The 278-nt window shown below is 53.6% G+C and carries 1 pseudogene; it reads left to right on the top strand.

Annotated elements, in window-relative coordinates:
• Positions 1-88, top strand: a pseudogene (locus EN824_RS36780) (cytochrome c family protein); the annotation flags it as partial.
• Between the last annotated feature and the right edge of the window lie 190 nt (positions 89-278).

Here is a 278-nt window from a genome sequence, read left to right as displayed (position 1 = left end):
CGGCAACAGAATGGCCTTTACCGGCCTGACCAGCGACGACGACATCGCCAACGTGATTGCCTATCTCAAGGCCGACCCAAAACCCTGAACGGCGCCGGAGAAACCGGTATTGCCGCCACAAGATATCTGCCGGCGATGTTTAGTCGGTATTCGCAAAAAAAACGCTTAAGGCATATCAGCTAGAGCTGTTTAACCCCAGTGCGCGTTACTGGGCGCCTTACGCATGCTTGCCTTGTCTTTCAAGGAGCTGACCAATTCTTTTGTTTTGACGCCTCGCC

Source organism: Mesorhizobium sp. M8A.F.Ca.ET.181.01.1.1, from assembly GCF_004792025.1.
Taxonomy (GTDB): Bacteria; Pseudomonadota; Alphaproteobacteria; order Rhizobiales; family Rhizobiaceae; genus Mesorhizobium.
Note: the sequence above shows the minus strand (reverse complement) of the source record. Positions and strands in the feature narration are given on the sequence as shown.